The sequence below is a fragment of the Candidatus Methylomirabilota bacterium genome (assembly GCA_027293415.1).
Classification (GTDB): Bacteria; Methylomirabilota; Methylomirabilia; order Methylomirabilales; family CSP1-5; genus CSP1-5.
Genome location: JAPUFX010000046.1, coordinates 1 through 15,444, shown reverse-complemented (window position 1 = coordinate 15,444; position 15,444 = coordinate 1). Strand labels below are relative to the sequence as shown.

The window sequence follows — 15,444 nt, the reverse complement described above, 5'->3', positions numbered from 1 at the left end:
ATCTGGTACCAAATCTTTCACACCTTGTCCTGGGCGGATGAGCTCGTCGGGGCGAGCCGGGCGACGATCATGCTTTACCTGCGCCACTTCCTGATGCACTGGTCGCACCGGACGGAGTGGGTTACCGAGCAGGAGCTACAGCATTACGTGGATGCCTACTCCCAGCCCGGGGCTCTCCGCGGAGGCTTCAACTACTACCGCGCCCGCGAGCGCACGCGGATGACCGAGGGCGACCCCCCGCCCGCCACGTTCTCAGTGCCCCAACCGACGCTGGTCCTCTGGGGAGAGGCGGACCCGATCCTGCCAGTTACTTGGGCCGATCGTTTATCGGAATACTTCCCCCAGCTCACCTTCAAACGGGTCCCCGCGGTTGGCCACTTCATGATGCGCGAGGCACCCGACCTCGTCGTCGACGAGGTGCTCCGCTTCCTCGGCCCCTGCCGATAGCCGCGCATGAGCCACCGAATCACTGGCGGTGTCAGGCATGCGTTTTTGACCTTTTTTTCCCGAGCAAGTCTCGTCTGTAAGTATTGAACCTCCTTTGGATGGCCTCTCGTGGAATCGCGGATTGGGGTTGACAGGGGGGATACGTGTCGGGGTAGAAAAGACCTACCTCCAGGCGACCAATGGGGTTGTCGCGTGAGTGATTTTGAGACGGGCGCTTAGCCCTCAGCACTTCGCTCTAAGCAGGTGGTAGTGATGGGAACCGGGGTGACCATAGCTTCCCGGCGCACCGCCGGCACACGCCTTGAACTTCCTTCTGGAAAGAAACATGGCGGCCCGGGAAGGCGTTTTGGCCTTCGCGAAGGGGTGCCGAAAGAGAGGGCGGCGGGAGCGCGATAGAGTTACTCGGGGGTCGATTTCGTCTCAGGGAGGACCTGGCTCACTGCTTGTTCGACGGTGCCAACCGCTTTCCCGAGCGTTGCACCCACGGTCTCGCTCGTCCTGACCGCCACTTCCCGAGCACTTCTCTTGGGTTTGCCCGTGGGCCGCTTCAGGGCCTTGACGGTCCGAGCGGCTTTTTTGGCCGCAGTCCGTGTCTTCTGGCCCGCTCGTTTGACCGCCCTCACGGTCTTGCGGGCGCGCAACTTGACCTTTTTGGCCATCCGGGATGCCTTCTTTCTCGGTCTGGACGGTTTCTTTGCCGTTGCCATGGAGGGCTCCTTTCGATGAAAAAGGGGGTTCGCACCGCCAAATCGCAGCTCCAGAATACTTGGGGTCCCGTTTCATGGCAAGATAAAAGCAAGCCCAGCGGAGTGGCAGGTGAGTGACCATCGCCCCACCCCCTCCGGCATAAGCCTTGCGCCGCCTTCTCGGAGCCAGCAGGCTCCCGGAGGGCGTTTTGATTTCCCGTGTAATCTGGGAGGTGGAGGACCCGGACCTCGCCGCGGGTGGAGTAGGTGAAGAACCGGGGACGGAGGAACGCAACCTGGGCTCGGGTGAGCCTTGACAAGTATCTCCAGAATACCTCCCTTGTGGCCAGATTGCTTACTCGAAAAGAGAGGATTGGGCGGGGGCGGGTCGCCGGAACGCGGAAGTCGAGAGATGGAGGTTGCGCAGGCCCATACCCGCTTTCCGGCACGCGAGGGAAAAGAGCCCCGTAATCTGCTTGGCAAAAATCCCTTCCCCTTTCATCCTGGAGCCGAATCGCGGATCGTTCAGCCTTCCTCCCCGCATTGCCCGGACCCGGTTCACCACCTTGTTTTTTCTTGCTCTGCGGTGCTGTGTGAGCCACGCCTCGAAGAGCGGGGCGACGGCGTGGGGGAGCCGGAGCAGGATATAGCCTGCAAACCGGGCCCCTGCCTTTGCGGCCGCCGCGATGATCGCGGGCATCTCGTGATCGGTGAGGCCCGGGATGACCGGTGCAACCATCACTCCTGTCGGCACGCCGGCCCGGGCTAACGCTTCGATAGCAGCGAGGCGACGCGCCGGCTGCGAGGTCCGCGGCTCCATAGTCCGGGCCAGAGACGCGTCCAAGGTCGTCACGGACAGATACACGGCGGCCGCATCGTGGCGGGCCAGCTCGCCCAAGAGATCCAGGTCTCGCGTGACCAGATGGTTCTTCGTGATGATCACCACGGGATTCCGAAATTCGGCAAGCACTTCGAGACACTGGCGCGTCAGCCTCAGGCGTCGCTCGACCGGTTGATACGGGTCTGTCACCCCACTGATCGCCAGGGGTTGCGGTTGCCACCGGGGTGAGGACAACTCGCGCCGCAGCAGCTCGGGGGCATCTTCCTTGACGAGGATCTTGGTCTCAAAATCGAGGCCGGCCGACAGTCCCAGGTATTCGTGGGTCGGGCGGGCGTAGCAGTAGATACAGCCGTGCTCGCAGCCCCGATATGGGTTGATACTGGCCTCGAACCCCACATCGGGGCTTTCGTTATACGCGATGAGCGAGCGGGAAGGATCCTTCAGGAACTGTGTGTTCGGGGCGGGACCCTCAGGGTCGGTACCCTCGGGATCATGGACGTACGACAGGGTCTCAAAACGGTTCGGTAGGTTCTCGGCGGCGCCACGGCCGCGGACCCGGGGTGGATGCATTGGTACACCCGCGTGACGACAGTTCTTGGTTACTTAAAGAGCTGCTTCAGTCCTTCTTGGATGCCTTGCTCCAGCAAGCCTCGCTGCATAAGGCGCGCGACGTGGTCCATGTCGGGTTGTGGCGTGGCCCTCGGCAGGGTCCCGGCTAGCCGAAAGGGAATCAGGAGGCGCCCCTGCCGGTCCCTAAGGTACTTGAGTAACTTCACCTCTCTGATCAGGTCCGTCGAGAGCTGACGCGAAAGGACGAGCTGCGCCTTCAAGTCAATCCTTTGGTCAAGAGTTACCCAACCCTTTCCAACGGCCGCCCAATCGGCAGCGGTAATCAGTAGATCATCGAGATGAACCTTTCCACCCCTGATGTTTACCGAGCCTTTGAGCTGGTCGAACTCGGTGTTCTTGGTCCCAAAAATTGTCGGATATTTCTTCCGGGTGTTCGGGGAGATGAACACTGACAGTCCGGGGACGCCGGTGAGTCCAGTGAGCGCGCTCTCGGCGATGTTGACATCCAGTAATGCTCCCTTCACGACTTCTGCCTTTCCCTGTCCTGTCAGTGTGCGCTGGATGTCCTGCCATTGGTTGCCACTCCCGGCAAGGTTTACGTCGAGGTTGACCGCCCCTCGGACGTGCTTGGTGGCGGTGGCAGACGCGGAACGGAAAAGCTGAGAGAGGTCCATGTTTCGGAACTGCGAGCCGAGGGTAAACTGGGGGGGAGTCTTACGCATGTCGTACCGTCCCCGTCCCCGTAAGGAGCCGTTGTAGGCCCGAAGCTGTAAGCTCTCGATCGTGACCACCTGGCCCGCCATGGAGACGCGCGCTTGAAGCTGAGTGTAGTCGATGTCCGCGATCCTCCCCTGGGCGGAGGAGAATTGTCCCCGGTAAGCGAGCGATCCCTTCTCTTCCCAGACGCGTCCGTTGTCCTTGACAACCCGCAGGACCTCCGGGTTCTTGCTCGACCCTGTTCCTTTCCAGACGTCAGCCAGCCAAATTTCAGGCGAGGACATGCGGTAGGTCAGAGCAAGGGGGGCAAACCTTTCAATTTGGGCACTCAGGCGCAACTCAGACTTTCCCACGCGAAGTGGGGTTTCTGCCAGGGATGCCCGCTGGCCAGTGAAGGTGACGGTGGCGCTTTTGGCCGTCACGGGTTGAGGCAACTGTGGCATGGTAGCCCGCAGCCCCGTGAACTTGAGCGAGCCGTTGATATCCGGGATCCGGCCTTTCTTTATCCGGCCGTTGATACGCGTGTGCGCCTCCAAGCGCCCAGACAGGTTGTACCCTTGAAGGATTGGAAGGATTTTCTCCCAGCCGGCCAGGTCCGTGCGGCTCGAATCGAGTGTAAGACGCAACGCGGGCGTCTTCCCTCGGGTAATCGCTCCGGTGCCTGTGAGTTTCATGGTATGCAGCGTGACGTTGGCTTTCTTCAGGGTGATCTTTTTCTTGGTAACCCGAGCGTCGGTGGAGATGACCAAAGGGACCCCTTTCGACTTACGGAAGTGGTTCCCGAACCGAATGGCGCTTGCCGTGGCATCAATCTTGCCCGTGAGGGCTAACTTTTCCAGGGTTCCATCTACATGCGCGGTGAGCGACAGAGGTCCTTTTGCGCTGAGGTCCTTAGGCAAAGCCCCGGCGAGAGGGGCGAAACGCTTAAGATCTGCCAGCATCACTGGCCGCAGCGTAACGTCGGCCTTCATAGAGAGGTCTTTCAAGCGCTTCCCCAGTGGTCCGATACGGCCGGTCACCCGAAGGTTCGGCCTTTCCGCGCCAAAGACGGCGGCTTTCAGCTCAACCCCAGAGAGCGTGAGTGCGTCGGCACTGCCGGACACCCTGAATTTGGCCTGCAACGGACCGGAGAGTCCGAGGCCCCGAGGGAGGCGTTGTTTGATCTGGGGGAGTACCCGCTGGAGGTCATCAATGTTGAGTGAACTGATCTCGATTTCTCCTTCTACCGGAGCGGCGCCCACATCGAGCGTGGGGGGGAGCGGGCCAACCTTCCCTTCGACCTTGAGGTTCTGACGATCGGCGTTGACCGCTGCAGCTAGCTTGATGGAGACTGGTTGGTCGAGACCCACCCCCTTGACCGTCAGGTCGATCTTTCTCACACGGAGGTCCACACCATCTTTTCTGTCCAGGTAGTGGATCTCGCCTTCAGCCACCTTTATCCGCGAAACAAGGAGGGGGAGGGCCGCGGCCGGTGGAGGTTGACCGGCGCTGGGGGCGCCTTTTTTTGCCTTCTCCTGGCGTGGAGGACCGAGGCTGGCAAAGTTTAACTTCCCTTTCTTGTTTCGGATCACCCGAATCACCGGCTCGCGTAGGATCAGGCGTGTGACGCGAACCTCTTTCCAGAACAAGGGAAAGAACTCCACATTTACCTGAAGATCGGCTGCGCGGAGGGCGTCCTTTTTGGAAAACGCCCGGTCATCGGCCAGGGCAAAGTTTTTCAGGCGTATCCCGATGCCTCCCCAGACCGTTACGCCAATGTCTTCTACCGCGACTTTCCGTCCCAGCGCCTGCTCGGCCTGGGCGAGGATATAGTCCTTATTGCTTTTGACCAGCCTTCCCAGGTTCAAGACGGCAAAGGCGACAAGAGCGCCCAGGATGAGTAGAATCACCGCCGCGATCGTGAGTTTTCTTCGCATGGAGGCCTGTCCTCTTGAGGGGTAGCGCTTGGGTCGGGGCAGGGTTTACGGCTCTGCAGTAAGGAGACTCCAGTAGGAGGTGAATGTCAACCCCCCCTCGGGCCCCATGACGACACCCCTTCCTTCTCGTACCCTTAGACGATGCTATGGAGGATCTATTCGCTCGTGTGCCTCTTCGAGGTCACTAGGCCACCAGGACGTACCGGCGGAGATCCAGCTCTTCGGCCAGGAGGTTCGGCAACCTCTTCAGGGCGTCCTGAATGTGGCTCGTGCCAAAGTGCGACTCAAGGGCCGCTTCGTCTGTCCACTCTTCTACAAAGGTAAACTCTGTTGCATCCTCTTTATTCTGAAGCAGCTCATATGTGATGCAGCCCGGTTCCTGCCGGGTCGGTGCGATCAGCCCCATAAGTAGTGCCCTGAGCTCATCTACCTTTTCTGAGCGTGCCTTCACTGTCGCAATCACTCTCAGCGAATCTTGGCCCATGGCAGTCTCCTTTCTATACCGCCATACTGTGAGGGTTAATGGCTGACGGCTCGGATGCAATCATATTTCTAACAGGCGGGCATGGGTGTCAAGGGCTTCCGTCAAACGGGAGGTTTCGCCACGAAGGAATTATGTGTACAATTCAGGGATCTCATCGTTCGGCTTTGCACTGTGTGAAGCTGGGGATAAGGGAGTGAGGTGAGATGAGCGAGACCTCAGATATTCCCTTGCGGGTTGCTGCAGAGCGCAAGCTCGCTGAGGAGTGGGCGCTCGTGCTTATCGCTGAGGGCCTGTCGCCAAGCATGCAACGCTCGAGCGAGGGCTATGTTCTCGGCGTGCCGGCCGAGGAGGCCGAGCGGGCGGTAGCCATCCTTTCGTCCTACGAGCGCGAGAACCCGGTAGAACCGCATGAAGGAGACGAGGCGGCCGGATACGCGCATGTGGTCACGGCGCTCGCCGTTGCGGGATCGCTGGTCGTATTCTTCTTCGTCACCGGCGCGGGGGATTCAATGGTGCACTGGTTCCAGCGCGGCAGCGCCGATGTCGAGCGCATACTACGCGGTGAGCTCTGGCGTACCGTGACTGCGCTGACCCTGCACGCGGACATCGGACACGTACTGGCCAACGCTATCGCGGGCGCAGTGTTCCTGGCTGCTGTGTCTCGCGCGCTGGGTCCAGGGCTCGGCTGCGCCGTCGTGCTGCTCGCCGGCGCCGGTGGAAACTACGTCAACGCCCTCTTCCACGGCTCCTTCCACGTCTCGGTGGGGGCCTCCACCTCTGTATTCGGGGCCGTGGGTGTGCTGGGCGGCTTGGGCGTCGTGCGGCGGCGAAGGAAAGGGGCGCGCGGGCGCCTCGCATGGATGCCGATCGTTGCCGGTTTGGCATTGCTCGCGATGCTGGGGATGGGCGGAGTGCGCGTTGACCTCTGGGCCCACCTCTTTGGTTTCCTCGTGGGCGGCGTCATCGGGGTTCTCGTTGCCTTCCCTGTGCCCCGTCCACCAGGGCTCCGCGTTCAGTGGGTCCTCGGCGGCGCCACGCTCGCCGTGGTCCTCTACTGCTGGACCCTCGCCTTCGGTTGAGTGATTTTGTTCTCATGGTATGCGTTTGTTCTTAGCAGGTTACATGGTATTTGTTGGAGTAACGTATTAAATCGCTTCAGCTCATTCTCATGATTCCTCCCTCTGTTCACATCCCGACAGAATTCCTTGCGCGGTGAGCTTCATAAGCGCTAGAGTAACAAGATATGAAACGGCGAACGCTGACCGTCCATGACCATCGGCGAGAACTCGATGAGAACCGCTACGTCTACGCAGTTCTCAGCCGGCGCTCAGGTGGTGTTTCCATCGGGATCAACCTGAATCCTGACAAGGTTTGCAACTTCGACTGCATTTACTGCCAGGTGGACCGGACCACCCCGGGGCGATACCGCAGGGTGGACCTCAGAATTCTCGAAGACGAACTCAGAGACATCCTGACCAGGGCCAAAAGCGGTCAGCTTTTCGAGCGCCCCCCCTTTTCCGGCATTCCCGAGACGCTGCGACAGGTAAAGGACATTGCCTTTAGCGGCGACGGCGAGCCGACTACCTATCCTCGATTCAAAGAGACCGTGGAACTTGCCATTCGGTTGAAACACGAAATTGGACTGGACCACCTGAAGATCGTGATTGTCACCAACGTCACTATGTTTCATCGGCCAAAGGTCAAAGATGCATTGGCTTTATTAGATCAGCACAATGGAGAGATCTGGGCGAAACTCGACGCGGGGACCGAGGAATACTATCACCTGGTCGATGTGACCACCATCCCGTTTCAGCAGGTTCTGGACAACATCGTCGAGGCGGCCCGGGTTCGCCCGATTGTCATCCAGAGCCTGTTCATGAGGGTACATGGCGCGGGGCCGGACGAAAAGGAAATTGGGGCCTTCTGTGATCGTCTTCGAGAAATCATGGCAAAAGGGGGAAAGGTCAAGCTGGTCCAGGTCTATACCGTGGCGCGCCGGCCTGCCCAACCCTATGTCACGCCACTTTCCGATCCCGAGGTGGACACCATCGCTGAGGTAGTCCGCAAGATCCCCCTCCCTGTTGCTTCCTTTTACAGTGGTCAGGACGTTTGACGGGAGAGAGAGCAGTCAGCAATCAGCAGTCGGCAGTCAGCAAAAAGCAAATAGCAATCAACGGTCAGCAATCAGCAGGCACTATACAGCGAGCAGCACTGAGCACTGAACGCTCAGCCCTCAGCACTCAACTCGGCATCGAGGAGGCGGCATGATCCTGGTGGCCGGGGCGACGGGTCGTGTGGGAAGCCAAGTGGTTGAGCTCCTCCGGCGCCAGGGGAGGCCGGTGCGGGCCCTGTGCAGGAGCGAGCTGAAAGCGAAGCTGCTGCGGGAGCCGGGAGTCGAGATTACGTTAGGCGACCTCACGGATCGGTCGTCGTTAGATGCAGCCTGTCAAGGCGTGGGCATCATCATCAGCGTGGTGACTTCGTTGAATCCCAGGACATTGGGTGATGCTTATCAGCCCGAGGCCATTGAGGGACAGGGGCATCGGAATCTCCTGGAGACCGCCCGCCGAGCAGGAGTCAACCAGTTTATCTACTTCTCCGCTGTCGGGGTGGACCATCACGACGCCCCCAACCAGTTTCAAGTCAAGCGGCAGGTAGAAGAGATCGTGAAGTCCAGCGGGGTCCCCTATACCATCCTGCGCCCTGCTGGCTTTATGGAGAGCCTGCTACCAATGCTCCACTGGATGCAGCGTTATCGGATCGCACCCCTGCCAGGAAAAGGCACGACACCAACCACCTACATTGCGGTCGAGGATGTAGCCCGGGTGGCCGTGCAGGCGACAGCGCACCCCGGGGCGCAAGGAGCTACCATCGAATTCGGTGGCCCCGAAGACCTGAGCAACCGGCAATGCGTGCAGATTGCGGCAAAGGTGTTAGGCAGGTCAGCTCGGATTTGTCCGATTCCCTTTTCGCTGCTTCATCTTATCGGGACGTTGGCCCGACCAGCCGCGCCGGGTCTTCGGGAATTCTTTGCCATTTTGCGTTATGTGGATCGATACGGGCTTCGTGCGCCCCGCCGTGCTCCCTTTCCGAAAGAGCCCTGGACACCGATCTCCTTTGAGGAGTTCGTCCGCCGCCAGTGCCGTTGATCGATGACCGATGACCGACCACCGGCGACGAGGGACGAGAGTTGAAAGACGAGTGACGAGAGATGCTTAGCGCTCAGCACTTAGCTATCAGCACTCAACGCGGTGTCAAGGAGGCCGGCACGATCGAGGGCGTGTCGGATCTCACGGCGCTCCTTGTCTATCGGGGGCAAGAGCGGCGGGCGAGGCCACCCCCCCTCGTATTCTAGCATGTCCATGGCCACCTTCAGCCCGCCAATCCCGAAGCGCGAGGTGACAGCCTCGATTGCCGGGAGGAGCTTGAGTTGCTGGTCCCGTGCCTCGTGCAGTTTTCCCTCTTGGAAGAGAGAATAAATGGCAAGACAGGCCTCTGGCGCGCAGTTGGCTAGGGCCAGGATGCCGCCCCGTGCTCCGAGGGAGAGCGCGGGGAGAAAAACCGGGGCTGAACCGGTGAACAGCAGGAATTCAGGTGGAGTCTGCCGCAGATACTCTGCAAAGACGCTTAGGTTACCGGCACTGTCTTTCATACCGACGATGTTCTGGTGCTCCGCAAGAGGGGCGACCACCTGGGGGCTCAGTACCACCCCGGTAAATTGTGGCACGTTATACAGAAACACGGGGACGGGAGAGGTGTCCGCCACCCGCCGATAATGATCGATGAGGACCCGCTCCCGCATCTGGGGCTTGTAATAGGCAGGGGTGACCACCATGACGGAGTCGGCGCCGATGGCTGCCGCCCGGCGGGTCAGGGAGAGTGTGGCCGCGGTCGCCTCGCACCCGGTGCCGGCGATCATCGCCTTCTCGCGGGGAATGCGCTCTCGGGCGAACTCCAGCACGCGGATTTTTTCCTCCTCGGTCAGATACACAAATTCTGAGTTACTTCCCAGGATGAGATACCCGCTGAGATCTGTCCGATTCCACTTCTCGAGGTTGGTGGCGAGGCTCGGGTAAGCGATCCCGCCATCTGCGGTGAAAGGCGTTATGACCGGCGGGATTACCCCATGCATCTGACGCATCTTTTTCCTCCCCAGAGGTTATACCGAACGGACCATAACGTGTCGAGCGGCGCGCGTCAAGGTGAATGCAGGGCGGGGCGATTAGATTGTGGTGGAACTCTGCGGCAACGTAGGCTAATGTTTCTGATAGGAGAAGAGAGACGGATTATGGACATTCGCTTTGCCGGTGGAAGTTGTTCTGTAGAGGCCCCTGAGGGTTCGAAGATCCAACCCGCGACCAACAGGTACGCGATTCCAACGGAACACCCGACAACCGGACCCGGATTCAAGCATTTGTACGAGCTCATACAACCCGATGGGACGACTCGGGTGATTCATGTGACCCATGATAAGGCAGAAGTGGGTTGGCACTTTTGTGATCGCCCCCGAGAGTGTCAGCGGCCGTAAGGGAGCTGTCTGGTATGAGCCTGCCCCGGGGAAGATGTTCGGAAGCGTGACAGCGACTGATGCAAAGTGATAGAATTATTTTACGGGTTTATACGGTACCGATTCTTTAGAATCTGGCGAGATGGGGAGGAGGGGACCGATGACGGAAAACCCGCAGACCTCGGCCGAGGTGACCTGTCCTTGCTGCCAGGCTCGTCTTACTATTGACCTTTCCCTTGGAGCGGTTCTGCACCACGAGCCACCGCCCAAAGCGAGCAGGGTCACTGATCTGAAAGAGGCGGTGGAGGCCCTCAAGACGGAAACGGCCCAGCGAGACGCTCGGTTCAAGAAACACATGAAGGCGGAAAAAGATAAGGGGAAAGTCCTCGATCGGAAGTTTCAGGAACTGCTCAAGAAGGCCAAAGATGCTCCCGACACACCACCGCCCCCGCGGGACATCGACCTGGATTGACGCGGCACCTTTAGTTGCGCATTGCGAGAACGCGGGCTTCGAACTTCGGGTCGCCCTCGACCCGAAAGACCTCTCCACATTTGCTGCACCGACCGTTCCAGGAGCGATCCGATTCCCGGGTAAGGATAACCACGCCGCAGAACCCCTTATGGGGAACCTTGTGCACGGTGATGGCGATTAGCGGCTTCTTCATCTGCTCACCCTAGAGCGATGCGCTGTCGGAGGTTCTCGTAGTACCGGGTCAGCGCGCGATTGGAACCGATGAGGGTCAGGGAGCTGAGCAGGATGCCGTTCACTTCCGCCCTCGAAATCTTGACGGCCGCGGCCGGGTCAAGAAGGTTTTCGGATTGCGCCACGAGTGCTAGGGTCTTGAGGCCAATGAGGAGCGGCCAGGCACAAGCCAGCCGCATGCGAACCTCCTGCCTGGGAATGGCCATCGTGTAGCTCCATCCTTCCTGGTAATGCCTGAGCGTCGCGTCGAGGAGGTCTTGTAGGAGAGGCTTTACGCGCGTAACGGCCTGAGGATCCAGCAGGTCCGTGGGCGCCAGTTCGAGGGCATCCAGATCTTCCTGCGGCAGGTAGCACCGTCCCAGGCGAAGGTCCCTACTGACGTCCCGAAGGATATTGGTCATCTGTAGTCCTTTCCCGAAGCGGACGCCCCGATTTTTCATCTCTCCTATATCCCAGCCTTTGAGGGAAGGGCGGTGGGCCATGGTGATCTCGGTCCAGAATTCGCCGACGCATCCTGCCACAAAATAGGTGTACTGGTCCAGATCATCCCTGGTCTTCAAGGCAATCAGGCGGCTCTCTTCCTCGGCCGGAAACGTGATGAGATCCATCTGCATCCCTCGGGTAATAGTCAGGATGAGATCCCGAACCCGGTCCCGGTCTGGAGCATCGAGGGCCTGATAAATCGCAAAGCACTCCTCGAGGCGATCCAGAAGTTCCCGCTCCTCCGGGATCTTTTGGGGTTCGGTCAGGGCCTCTTTGACTTCCCGGATCCGACTCGTCCCATTCCCACGGACCTCGGCACGAAACAGCTCCAAGTACTCGAGGCGTTTCTCGCGACTGATCAGCCGGGTGTCGGCAATGGTGTCGGCAGCCCGGGCAAAGAGATAGGCCAGGCCGATCGGGTGCCTCAGGTCTTTTGGCAGGACCGTCAGGCTGAGATAGAAGGTTCGACTCACCCGCTTCAGAATCTCGCCGAACAGATCTAAGTTCTTCTCACGCATGCTGTGTCAGCCTGCCACTATGAGCAGCTCGTTTGGGCTGTCCGCTGTCAGCTATCGGCTGTCGGCTTCGGATTGTTCGGGCTGACGGCTGACTGCTGATAGCTGACCGCTTATCGCGGTGGCGTAAAGACCTCGTTCACATTGCTCCGGGAAGCACCCGGCTCGGGGCCCCCGCCCATGACATAGATGCGACTACCCCAAGGGGCAGCCGCCAGTCCGTGGCGGGCCGTGGGCATGGGGTTGAGCTTGAACCATCGATCCGTTTCCGGGTCGTAGGTCTCAGTATTATCATAAGTCTGGTCGGGGCTCTCGCCTCCAAAAACGTAAATCTGACCGCCGACGACTGCGGCAGCAATGCCACCCCGCGCCATGGGCATTGGAGCATTTGTGCTCCATCGGTTCAGCCCGGGGTCGTAGGACTCGTTGACCGCCACGTTGCGGCTCATCTTCCCCTTCCGTCCGCCGATGGCGTAGAGCCGGCCGTTTACGACGGCGGCCGCCAAGTGGTCCCGGGGGGTCGGCATCGGGGGGAGAGATTGCCACGTGTCGGTGACGGGATCATAGACTTCAAGCGTTCGCAGGACCTCCTGACCCGCCTTTCCCCCGACCGCATAGATCTTCCCATCGATCACTCCGATTGCCAAGGCACCGCGGGTCGTCGGCATCGGGGCCTTCCTTTGCCAGCGGTTCTCTGCTGGATTGTATTCCCACACGGTGTTGACCGCCCTCCAGGGCCAAATCCTCCGATACCCGCCAACAAGGTATAACTTACCGTTCACCGCTGCAACAGCCGTATGGTGGAGCGGCTGTACCAGAGAGGCCCTCTTTTCCCACTGATCAGTTTTGGGATCATAGGCATCGACAGCATCCGATACCCCTCCGAGGAAGAAGTAGCCGAATCCGCCGATCACATAGATCTTGCCGTCGAGTACGGCTGCGGTCACCTCAGTCCGTTTGCTAGGCATAGGAGCCGCCGCCCTCCACTGTCCCAGGGGGCCTGCCAGAACCACCAGGGGAATAGTGAGCAGGGCAGCAGTCAGAAACGCTGTCATCCTTGTCTCCTCTTTGGCAGGCCGTGCTACCTCGGAAGGATACCGAGAAGAGGAGGCTTTCGGCAAGCCCTCTGCTGTTGCCTTCCCCAGTCTGCTCCCGTACAATAATGCGGACCTGGTGCTGCTGCCTCTGACATGTGAGAGGAGATGACCGTGACTATATCAAGCGCCGCTGGGGTGGTCTGGGATCTCAGCGATCTGTTCGCCGCCCACGACGATCCCCGTATTGAAGAGGTACAACGATCCATTGAGGAGCGGGCCGAGGCCTTTGCCCAAAAGTACCGCGGGACCATTGCTATCTCCGGGGGACCAGCGGCTTCACATTTGCTGGAGGCCCTGCGGGCGCTTGAGGCGATCGATGACAAAATAAGCCGCGTGACGACGTACGCAAGTCTCCTTTACGCCTCGGATAGTCTCCGGCCCGAGTACCAGGCCCTGCAACAGCGGGTCGAGCAGTGGATTACCGCTGTCCGAAATCGTCTCCTTTTTTTCGATCTGGAATGGCTCAACCTCGAAGAGGCGGCAGCGGCGCGACTGATTGCCGACCCCCTCTTAGCCGGCTATGCCCATTACCTCGCCCATGGACAACGGTATCGACCACACAAGCTGAGCGAGCCCGAGGAACAAGTCGTCAACGAAAAGGATAACACAGGGCGGCGCGCCTTTGGGCGTCTCTTTACCGAATTGATCTCTGCCCTCAGTTTCCCCATCGAGCGGGAGGGCACCGTGCAGGAGCTGACATTGGCCGAGGTCCTGTCGTTACTCCACCGGCCCGATCGGACCCTGCGTGCCCGGGCGATGGAGACCATTTTTGAGGTCCTCGGGCGGCACGAGCTCGTCCTCACCTTGACCTACGACACCCTGATTCAGGACCACCTCACAATGGACCGGCTACGGCATTATCGGGATCCGATGGCTGAACGCCACCTGTCCAACGAGATTGACGCGCAGTCGGTTGAGCAAATGATGGAGGTGACCGCGGCGAACTATGAGATCGCGCAGGAGTACTTTCGCTTGAAAGCAAAGCTCCTGGATCTAGATCGGCTTGCCCTGTACGACCAGTACGCCCCGGTTGGGGGGGAATTGCCAGCGTGCACCTTCGACGAGGCCCGAAGGGTGATCTTAGAGGCTTTTGAAGCTTTCTCGCCGCGATTCAGTAAAGTTGCACGAGACTTCTTTCTCCAGCGATGGATCGATGCGGAAATTCGGAAGGGGAAGCGTGGTGGCGCCTTCTGCGCTTCTCCCTCGCCTAGGGTGCATCCGTACATTCTGTGCAACTACACGGACACACTCCGCGATGTGATGACGGTCGCGCACGAGCTCGGCCACGGGCTGCACGGCGTGCTCGCCAACAAGCAGACGCCGTTGAATTATGATCCCTCGCTGATTACGTGTGAGACCGCCTCGGTTTTTGCGGAGTTTTTGGTGTTCGACCAGATGCTTGCGAAAGCTGGGGATCCGCGGGTTCAGCTGGCTTTACTGTGCGGCAAGATCGAGGACGCGTTTGCGACCGTCTTCCGACAGAACGTCCTGACAAGCTTCGAGCAGGCCGTGTTTACGATGCGGGGGCGGGCCCGGTTAACGCTGGGAGATCTAGGGGAGGCGTGGCTCGCGGCAAATGGACAATACTACGGAGACGCGGTCGAGATGGTCCCTGAGTATCGGCTCGGGTGGTCCTATATCCCGCACTTCATCCACACCCGTTTTTATTGTTACAGCTATGTCTTTGGACAGCTCCTCGTCCTCGCCCTGTACCGGATGTACAAGGAACAGGGAGCGGCCTTCGTGCCCAGATATCTAGAGCTGCTCGAGGGGGGAGGCTCGGACGCTCCCGAACGGCTTTTGAAACCTCTCGGGGTGGACTTTCGCGACCGCAGCTTCTGGCAGAAGGGCTTTGACGAGATCAGGACCCTGGTGGACCGCGTCAAGGTCTTAGCCGATCATCGATGACGGCTCGACTGTCTTCGACCCTGAGGGCCTCGACGGTGAGCTCGGCCGAACCGCTCAGACCCGTGGTTCGACCGATTCGACAGGCTCACGGCCCTGAGGCCCTCGAAGGGCAAGCTCACCACCCCGAGGGGAATCGAGGGGAAGGGAGCTCGCCGAAATCCGGCGACCGACAGCCGAGAGCGCGGAGGGACCTTCCTCGGCGGCGTCATATTCTCGGAGGACTTGATGCGCAGAGGCCGCGTTACGCACGCCTAGACGTTGTAAACCGTCGATGCGGGTCACCCCCGCCTGCGCTGCACTCCGGCGGCGGGACCCTGGTCGACGCAAGCCAGATGTCGCCTGCCTCGGAAGGAACCCCCTCCTTGCTCTTGGCGACATCGGACGTCGGACACGATCTGTGGACCCTGAACTCTGAACCCTCAACTCTGAGCGAGGTTCAGCGGTGCTGCTGATTGATGCCCATGCCCATATGAGTGATGAGGCTTTCGCTGCTGATCTCGAGGCGGTGCTTCAGGCAGCAGCTGAGGTGGGGGTGGAGGGGATTGTGACGGTCAGTGAAAACCTGGAGGA

14 protein-coding genes are annotated in these 15,444 nt (G+C 59.9%); 6 read left to right on the top strand and 8 right to left on the bottom strand.

Features of this window, described 5'->3' with window-relative positions:
• Window positions 1–447, top strand: a 447-nt coding sequence (locus O6929_03270; GenBank protein ID MCZ6479417.1) for an alpha/beta hydrolase, incomplete at its 5' end; no start/stop codon positions are given.
• A 398-nt stretch (window positions 448–845) separates the two neighbouring features.
• Here the strand turns inward: O6929_03270 and O6929_03265 are convergent.
• From O6929_03265 to O6929_03250, 4 genes are all read right to left on the bottom strand, one after another.
• Complete coding sequence (locus O6929_03265) at window positions 846–1,154, bottom strand: hypothetical protein (GenBank protein MCZ6479416.1); 309 nt, start codon at window positions 1,152–1,154, stop codon at window positions 846–848.
• 334 nt (window positions 1,155–1,488) lie between these two features.
• Window positions 1,489–2,544, bottom strand: coding sequence for a PA0069 family radical SAM protein (locus O6929_03260; GenBank protein MCZ6479415.1), 1,056 nt, complete (start codon window positions 2,542–2,544; stop codon window positions 1,489–1,491).
• A gap of 29 nt (window positions 2,545–2,573) precedes the next feature.
• Entirely contained in the window at window positions 2,574–5,177 is a 2,604-nt protein-coding gene (locus O6929_03255; GenBank protein ID MCZ6479414.1) for an AsmA family protein, read from the bottom strand.
• 184 nt (window positions 5,178–5,361) lie between these two features.
• The gene (locus tag O6929_03250) at window positions 5,362–5,661 is read right to left on the bottom strand and encodes a putative quinol monooxygenase (GenBank protein ID MCZ6479413.1); all 300 of its coding nucleotides are present in this window, start codon (window positions 5,659–5,661) and stop codon (window positions 5,362–5,364) included.
• 203 nt (window positions 5,662–5,864) lie between these two features.
• Between O6929_03250 and O6929_03245 the strand changes: the two genes are divergently transcribed.
• The 3 genes from O6929_03245 (at window position 5,865) to O6929_03235 (ending at window position 8,810) form a co-directional block, all read left to right on the top strand.
• A complete protein-coding gene (locus O6929_03245; GenBank protein ID MCZ6479412.1) occupies window positions 5,865–6,740 on the top strand; it encodes a rhomboid family intramembrane serine protease in 876 nt (291 codons plus the stop codon).
• A gap of 164 nt (window positions 6,741–6,904) precedes the next feature.
• Window positions 6,905–7,774 carry a radical SAM protein gene (locus tag O6929_03240; protein ID MCZ6479411.1) on the top strand — a complete coding sequence of 290 codons (870 nt, stop codon included), beginning with the start codon at window positions 6,905–6,907 and terminating at the stop codon, window positions 7,772–7,774.
• A 151-nt stretch (window positions 7,775–7,925) separates the two neighbouring features.
• Window positions 7,926–8,810, top strand: coding sequence for an SDR family oxidoreductase (locus O6929_03235; GenBank protein MCZ6479410.1), 885 nt, complete (start codon window positions 7,926–7,928; stop codon window positions 8,808–8,810).
• 80 nt (window positions 8,811–8,890) lie between these two features.
• Here the strand turns inward: O6929_03235 and O6929_03230 are convergent, their stop codons facing one another.
• Window positions 8,891–9,802, bottom strand: a complete 912-nt coding sequence (locus O6929_03230) for a dihydrodipicolinate synthase family protein (protein ID MCZ6479409.1) — start codon at window positions 9,800–9,802, stop codon at window positions 8,891–8,893.
• Between the two features lie 526 nt (window positions 9,803–10,328).
• Between O6929_03230 and O6929_03225 the strand changes: the two genes are divergently transcribed.
• Entirely contained in the window at window positions 10,329–10,640 is a 312-nt protein-coding gene (locus O6929_03225; protein MCZ6479408.1) for a hypothetical protein, read from the top strand.
• 10 nt (window positions 10,641–10,650) lie between these two features.
• Here O6929_03225 and O6929_03220 read toward each other — a convergent pair whose 3' ends face one another.
• The 3 genes from O6929_03220 to O6929_03210 form a co-directional block, all read right to left on the bottom strand.
• On the bottom strand, window positions 10,651–10,833 hold the full coding sequence (locus O6929_03220; GenBank protein MCZ6479407.1) for a hypothetical protein: 183 nt from the start codon (window positions 10,831–10,833) through the stop codon (window positions 10,651–10,653).
• 4 nt (window positions 10,834–10,837) lie between these two features.
• The gene (locus tag O6929_03215) at window positions 10,838–11,872 is read right to left on the bottom strand and encodes a phytoene/squalene synthase family protein (GenBank protein MCZ6479406.1); all 1,035 of its coding nucleotides are present in this window, start codon (window positions 11,870–11,872) and stop codon (window positions 10,838–10,840) included.
• Between the two features lie 110 nt (window positions 11,873–11,982).
• Window positions 11,983–12,924 (bottom strand): galactose oxidase, encoded by a 942-nt coding sequence (locus tag O6929_03210; protein ID MCZ6479405.1) that lies wholly within the window; start codon window positions 12,922–12,924, stop codon window positions 11,983–11,985.
• A 153-nt stretch (window positions 12,925–13,077) separates the two neighbouring features.
• Between O6929_03210 and O6929_03205 the strand changes: the two genes are divergently transcribed.
• Window positions 13,078–14,874 carry a M3 family oligoendopeptidase gene (locus tag O6929_03205; protein MCZ6479404.1) on the top strand — a complete coding sequence of 599 codons (1,797 nt, stop codon included), beginning with the start codon at window positions 13,078–13,080 and terminating at the stop codon, window positions 14,872–14,874.
• The last annotated feature ends 570 nt before the right edge of the window (window positions 14,875–15,444 follow it).

Coding starts and splice junctions, on each gene's coding strand:
- O6929_03265 (MCZ6479416.1), bottom strand. CDS start 1,154: ATGGCAACGGCAAAGAAACCGTCCAGACCGAGAAAGAAGGCATCCCGG.
- O6929_03260 (MCZ6479415.1), bottom strand. CDS start 2,544: ATGCATCCACCCCGGGTCCGCGGCCGTGGCGCCGCCGAGAACCTACCG.
- O6929_03255 (MCZ6479414.1), bottom strand. CDS start 5,177: ATGCGAAGAAAACTCACGATCGCGGCGGTGATTCTACTCATCCTGGGC.
- O6929_03250 (MCZ6479413.1), bottom strand. CDS start 5,661: ATGGGCCAAGATTCGCTGAGAGTGATTGCGACAGTGAAGGCACGCTCA.
- O6929_03245 (MCZ6479412.1), top strand. CDS start 5,865: ATGAGCGAGACCTCAGATATTCCCTTGCGGGTTGCTGCAGAGCGCAAG.
- O6929_03240 (MCZ6479411.1), top strand. CDS start 6,905: ATGAAACGGCGAACGCTGACCGTCCATGACCATCGGCGAGAACTCGAT.
- O6929_03235 (MCZ6479410.1), top strand. CDS start 7,926: ATGATCCTGGTGGCCGGGGCGACGGGTCGTGTGGGAAGCCAAGTGGTT.
- O6929_03230 (MCZ6479409.1), bottom strand. CDS start 9,802: ATGCGTCAGATGCATGGGGTAATCCCGCCGGTCATAACGCCTTTCACC.
- O6929_03225 (MCZ6479408.1), top strand. CDS start 10,329: ATGACGGAAAACCCGCAGACCTCGGCCGAGGTGACCTGTCCTTGCTGC.
- O6929_03220 (MCZ6479407.1), bottom strand. CDS start 10,833: ATGAAGAAGCCGCTAATCGCCATCACCGTGCACAAGGTTCCCCATAAG.
- O6929_03215 (MCZ6479406.1), bottom strand. CDS start 11,872: ATGCGTGAGAAGAACTTAGATCTGTTCGGCGAGATTCTGAAGCGGGTG.
- O6929_03210 (MCZ6479405.1), bottom strand. CDS start 12,924: ATGACAGCGTTTCTGACTGCTGCCCTGCTCACTATTCCCCTGGTGGTT.